The 5,385-nt window shown below is 58.5% G+C and carries 5 protein-coding genes; all 5 read right to left on the bottom strand.

Going from position 1 to position 5,385, the window contains the following annotated elements:
• Nucleotides 1-89: 89 nt before the first annotated feature.
• The 5 genes from AC1DH9_RS21400 to AC1DH9_RS21420 all read right to left on the bottom strand — a co-directional run bounded on the left by AC1DH9_RS21400 (nt 90) and on the right by AC1DH9_RS21420 (nt 5,209).
• Nucleotides 90-806: an ABC transporter ATP-binding protein gene (locus AC1DH9_RS21400; protein WP_054595387.1), complete on the bottom strand. Its 717-nt coding sequence runs from the start codon at nt 804-806 to the stop codon at nt 90-92.
• Nucleotides 803-1,678, bottom strand: coding sequence for an ABC transporter ATP-binding protein (locus AC1DH9_RS21405; RefSeq protein WP_054595386.1), 876 nt, complete (start codon nt 1,676-1,678; stop codon nt 803-805). Before AC1DH9_RS21405 ends, AC1DH9_RS21400 begins: the two co-directional genes overlap by 4 nt.
• Nucleotides 1,675-2,973: a high-affinity branched-chain amino acid ABC transporter permease LivM gene (livM, locus tag AC1DH9_RS21410; RefSeq protein WP_427538254.1), complete on the bottom strand. Its 1,299-nt coding sequence runs from the start codon at nt 2,971-2,973 to the stop codon at nt 1,675-1,677. Before livM ends, AC1DH9_RS21405 begins: the two co-directional genes overlap by 4 nt.
• Before the next feature lie 2 nt (nt 2,974-2,975).
• Complete coding sequence (locus AC1DH9_RS21415; RefSeq protein ID WP_054598222.1) at nt 2,976-3,890, bottom strand: ABC transporter permease subunit; 915 nt, start codon at nt 3,888-3,890, stop codon at nt 2,976-2,978.
• 185 nt (nt 3,891-4,075) lie between these two features.
• Entirely contained in the window at nt 4,076-5,209 is a 1,134-nt protein-coding gene (locus AC1DH9_RS21420; protein WP_103316283.1) for a branched-chain amino acid ABC transporter substrate-binding protein, read from the bottom strand.
• Between the last annotated feature and the right edge of the window lie 176 nt (nt 5,210-5,385).

Here is a 5,385-nt window from a genome sequence, read left to right on the forward strand (position 1 = left end):
GGCTCGCTCCCACAGGGGATAAGGGGTGTTTGGGGGATATAAAAAACCCCGGCGATTGCGCGCCGGGGTTTGTGCATAACAGCGATAACTCAGTGACCGCCGAGGTAGGCGTTACGCACCTCTTCGTTCACCAGCAGCTCCTTGCCGGTGCCGCTCAGGCGGATTTCACCGTTGACCATCACGTAGGCCCGGTCGGACAGCTTGAGCGCGTGGTTGGCGTTCTGCTCGACCAGGAAGATGGTCATGCCGGTGCCCGCCAGTTCGCGCAGGGTGGCGAAGATCTGTTTCACCACAATCGGTGCCAACCCCAGGCTCGGCTCGTCGAGCAACAGCAATTTGGGCCGGCTCATCAAGGCCCGGGCAATGGCGAGCATTTGCTGCTCGCCACCGGACATGGTCATCGCCCGCTGATTGCGCCGCTCCTTGAGCCGTGGAAACAGCTCGAACATGCGCTGCATGTCCTCGGTAGCGTACTGGTCGCCAATCGGGATCGTGCCCATCAGCAGGTTTTCCTCGACGGTCATGTCAGGGAATACCCGCCGCCCTTCCGGCGACTGTGCAATGCCGTTGGAGGCGATGTAGTGGGACGACTTGTGGGTGATGTCCACGCCGCGATAGACGATCTGCCCACCGGCCGCCCGCGGCTGACCGAAGATCGACATCAGCAATGTCGATTTACCGGCGCCGTTGGAGCCGATCAGGCTGACGGTTTCGCCTTCGTTGATGTGCAGCGAGACCTTTTTCAGGGCCTGGATCGGCCCATAGAACACGTCGATCGCTTTCAGTTCGAGGATCGGTTGAGTCATACCAGCTCCTCTTCATCAGCACCCAGGTAGGCGGCAATCACTTTCGGGTCGTTGCGGATCGCTTGCGGGTTACCCTCGGCGATCACGTTGCCGTGGTCCAGCACCACGATGTGGTCGGAAATGCTCATTACCATGCCCATGTCGTGTTCAATCAGCACCACCGTAATGTCGTGGTCGTCGCGCAGATGCCGGATCATCGCGCTGAGCGCCTCGGTTTCCTGCGGGTTGAGGCCCGCCGCCGGTTCGTCCAGGCAGATGATCTTGGGCCGGGTGCACATGGCCCGGGCAATTTCCAGTCGGCGTTGCTGACCGTAGGACAGCTCACCGGCCAGGCGGTTGGCGCAGTCCACCAGATCGACCACTTCCAGCCAGTAGAAGGCATGGTCCAGGGCATCGCTTTCGGCCTTGCGGTAGCCTTTGGTGTTGAGAATGCCGGACACCAGATTACGGTTGACCCACATGTGCTGGGCCACCAGCAGGTTCTCGATCACCGACATTTCCCTGAACAGGCGAATGTTCTGGAAAGTCCGCGCCAGGCCAGCGCGGTTGATCAGGTGCGTGCCGCCGAACATCTTGTAATGCAGCCGGTTGACGAAGCGTTTGGGCGACACGAAATCGGTCGCTTTGAACGGCTCCCCGAGCATCTTGATGACGTTGGTTTTCACGCCACGGGTGTTCAGTTCGATATGCCCGCCAGAGGCTTTGTAGAAACCGGTCAGGCAGTTGAACACCGTGGTCTTGCCCGCTCCGTTGGGGCCGATCAACGCGAAGATCGAGTTACGCTTGACCTTCAGGCTGACGTCGCTCAGGGCCTTGATGCCGCCGAAGTGCATCATCAGGTTCTCTACCGAGAGAATGAATTCATCGCTCATGACGCGCTCCTCTCAGTCAAGGCACCCTTACGCGGGGTCACGCCGGTACGGCTGATACGAATCAGGCCGCGCGGTTTCCAGATCATCATCAACACCATGAGAATGCCGAACAGCAACACGCGGTATTCAGCGAAGCCGCGCAGCAGTTCCGGGGCGACGGTCAGCACGAACGCGGCGATTACCACGCCGACAGTCGAGCCCATGCCACCGAGAACGACGATGGCGAGGATCAACGCCGACTCGAAAAAGGTGAACGAGGTCGGGTTGACGAAGCCTTGGTAGCTGGCAAAAAACACACCTGCCAGACCGGCTGTGGAAGCCCCCAGGGTAAAGGCCGACAGCTTGACCAGTACGTGGTTGAGGCCCATGGCGCGGCAGGCGATTTCATCTTCGCGCAAGGCCTCCCAGGCACGCCCGACCGGCATTCGGGTCAGGCGATGCTTGATGTACAGCACCAGCATCACCACGAGGAACAACACGGCATAGATGAACATGAACTTGATGTTCGGGTTGTATTCGGTCCCGAAGAACTCATGGAAGGGTATCCCGCCATCCTTCGCCACACGCGTGAACTCGATACCGAAAAACGACGGTGATGGCACCGGCATGCCGTTAGGCCCGCCCGTGAAGGACAGCCAGTTGGTCAGTATCAGGCGAATGATTTCACCGAAGCCCAGGGTCACGATGGCCAGGTAGTCACCGTGCATGCGCAACACCGGAAAGCCGAGTATGCATCCGGCCAGCGCCGCCATGAGTGCCGACAGMGGCAACACGGTCCAGAAGCCCAGGCCAAGGTAGTGATAACCCAGTGCCAGGCCATACGCACCGATGGCGTAGAACGCCACATAACCCAGGTCGAGCAGACCTGCCAGGCCGACCACGATGTTCAGGCCAAGGCCCAGCAACACGTAGATCAAGCCCAGGATCACCACCGTCAGCAGGTACTTGTCGGCGAAGACCGGGAACACGATAGCGATCACGATCAATGCCGGGATGATGAAGCGCAGCCGAGACTTGAAATCAGGTGCCAGCACATGCACGCCGGAGCCGACGATTTCGAAGCGTTGCTGAACCTTCTCACCCTTGGCCGTCTGCATGAACAGGCTCAAGGCAAGACGCCCGATCATCACCGCCCCGACCATCCAGGCCACACGCGTCGGCTGCAGATTGTAGCTATAGCCTTCAAGCACTACGCCCACGATCGGGCCGAAGACAATCAGGGCAATCAACCCGGCCAGAACCGTGTCGATCAGGCTTCTTTTGACATCGATAGGTTTGTTATTAGTGTCGGACATGCTTACACCTTCGCCACAAGTGGGCGACCCAACAGGCCTTGAGGACGGAAAATCAGGATCAGTACCAGCAGCGAGAAGCTGAAGACGTCCTTGTAGTCAGAGTTGATCACGCCGGAAAACAGCGACTCGGAAACGCCGAGGATGATCCCGCCGAGCATGGCGCCAGGCAGCGAGCCAATCCCGCCGAGTACCGCAGCGGTGAACGCCTTGATGCCGATCACGAAGCCTGCGTAGAAATCGAAGGTGCCGTAGTTCACCGTGATCAATACACCCGCCAGCGCAGCCATGGCCGCACCGATAATGAACACGTAGGAGATCACCCGGTCGGTGTTTATCCCCAGGATCGAGGCCATCTTGCGGTCTTGTTGGGTGGCACGGCACATGCGCCCCAACTTGGTGTACTTGATGATGTAGGTCAGCAGGGCCATCCCGATAAACGCGGCGACCAGAATGAAGATCTTGGTGTAGGTGATCTGCACGAAACCGGTACCGATATCGAATCTCAGCCCACCGCTCAGCAGCGTAGGAATACCCTGTTGCCGTGAGCCCTGAGCGATCTGTGCGTAGTTCTGCAGGATCAGGGAAACACCGATAGCACTGATCAGCGGTGCCAGTCGGGTGGAGTTGCGTAGCGGTTTATAAGCGATGCGTTCGATGACCCAGCCATACACACCGGTCACAAAGACCGTGAACAGCAGAGTACCCAGGATCAACAGCGGAAAGGATTCGACACCGAAGTAGGACAACAGAGCCAGGCTGATTGCCGCCAGGTACGCGGAAATCATGTACACCTCGCCGTGGGCGAAGTTGATCATGCCGATGATGCCGTAGACCATTGTGTAGCCGATGGCGATCAGGCCGTAGACCGATCCGAGGGTCAAACCGTTGATAACTTGTTGCAGGAAAATACCGTCCATCATGCACTCTCACTAACTCGAGAGGCCACCGCGAACCCGGTGTCGATGAGCCCTTGTGAGGCGCACCTGACCAGGTTCATGTGGCTCAGAAGAAAAATACCGGGTCGGCATGACTGCAGAACCCATGACTCAAGCCGGGCCCCACGAAGGATATCGAGAGGCCCAGGCCTGGCGGTGCGCTTATCTCACTTCTGTTTGTCCAGCTGGTGGTATTTGCCTGCGGCATCCCACTGGTAAACCACGTAGTCGGAGATTTTCAGGTCGCCCTTGCTATCCCATTCCTTCTTGCCCATCACGGTTTCCACCGGGTGCGCCTTGAGCCATTTGGCGGCTTCTTCACCTTTGTTCGACTTGGCACCGTTGAAGCCGGCAGCCAGGGCTTGCACCGAGGCGTAGGCGTACAGGGTGTAGCCTTCAGGCTCGTAACCGGATTTGCGGAAGGTATCCACGACAGCCTTGCTGTCCGGAATCAGGCGAGGGTCAGCGCCGAAGGTCATGTACACGCCGTCGACGTAAGGAGCACCACCGGCAGTCGTGACCATTTCGTCGGTGACGATGCCGTCATCGGACATGAACTTGACGTCTTTCAGGCCTTGCTCACGCAGTTGATGGACCAGTGGACCGGCTTCAGGGTGCAGGCCGCCGAAGTAAAGGACATCAGCCCCTACCGAACGGACCTTGGTGATCAGGGCACTGAAATCTTTCTCGCCGCGGGTCAGGCCTTCTTCAAGAACAGGTTTCACGCCACGCGCGGTCAACTGCTTGGCCGTTGCGTCCGCCAGGCCTTTACCGTAGGTGTCTTTGTCGTTGATGACGGCAACTTTCTTGCCTTTCAGGACGTCGACGATGTAGTTGCCCGCGACGATACCTTGCTGGTCGTCACGTCCGCACATACGCATCATGGCAGGCAGGCCGCGCTCGGTGACCGTCGGGTTGGTAGAGCCCGGGGTGATTGCGATGATGCCGGCGTCGGAATAGACCTCGGAAGCCGGGATGGTCGACGACGAGCAGAAGTGCCCGACCACGCCGATCACCTTGTCCTGGACCATTTTGTTCGCAACCGCCACAGCCTGTTTCGGTTCGCAGGCGTCATCGCCCTGGACCAGTACGATTTTTTCGCCGTTGATGCCGCCCTTGGCGTTGATTGCATCCGCCGCCGCTTGCGCGCCTTTCATGTATTGCAAGCCGAAGGAAGCGCTAGGGCCGGTCATCGGACCTGCCACACCAAGTTTGACATCCGCCTGAACAAACGAAGAAACACCCAACGCAGCCGCCACTGCGAGAGCTACAAAGCCTTTCTTGTAAAACGTCTGGGACATGAGGTGGTGCTCCAAGGTTTTTTTTAGTTGGCACTGCGACTTCACTGATTGCTCAGAGCAAGGGCCGTGCCATCGGTTTTTTATTCTTCAAAAAGTCGCTGCTTTATTGTTATTTCGACTGTTTCGGGCCCTTTTTCATTGGGCGTGCAACCGTCTAAACCGCGGCAGGTGAAACC

The sequence above is a fragment of the Pseudomonas sp. 05T35 genome (genome assembly GCF_056396605.1).

What these genes read in the sequence shown, in the direction of transcription:
- AC1DH9_RS21405 (WP_054595386.1), bottom strand. Translation starts at nt 1,678, where the DNA reads ATGAGCGATGAATTCATTCTCTCGGTAGAGAACCTGATGATGCACTTC.
- AC1DH9_RS21415 (WP_054598222.1), bottom strand. Translation starts at nt 3,890, where the DNA reads ATGGACGGTATTTTCCTGCAACAAGTTATCAACGGTTTGACCCTCGGA.
- AC1DH9_RS21400 (WP_054595387.1), bottom strand. Translation starts at nt 806, where the DNA reads ATGACTCAACCGATCCTCGAACTGAAAGCGATCGACGTGTTCTATGGG.
- AC1DH9_RS21420 (WP_103316283.1), bottom strand. Translation starts at nt 5,209, where the DNA reads ATGTCCCAGACGTTTTACAAGAAAGGCTTTGTAGCTCTCGCAGTGGCG.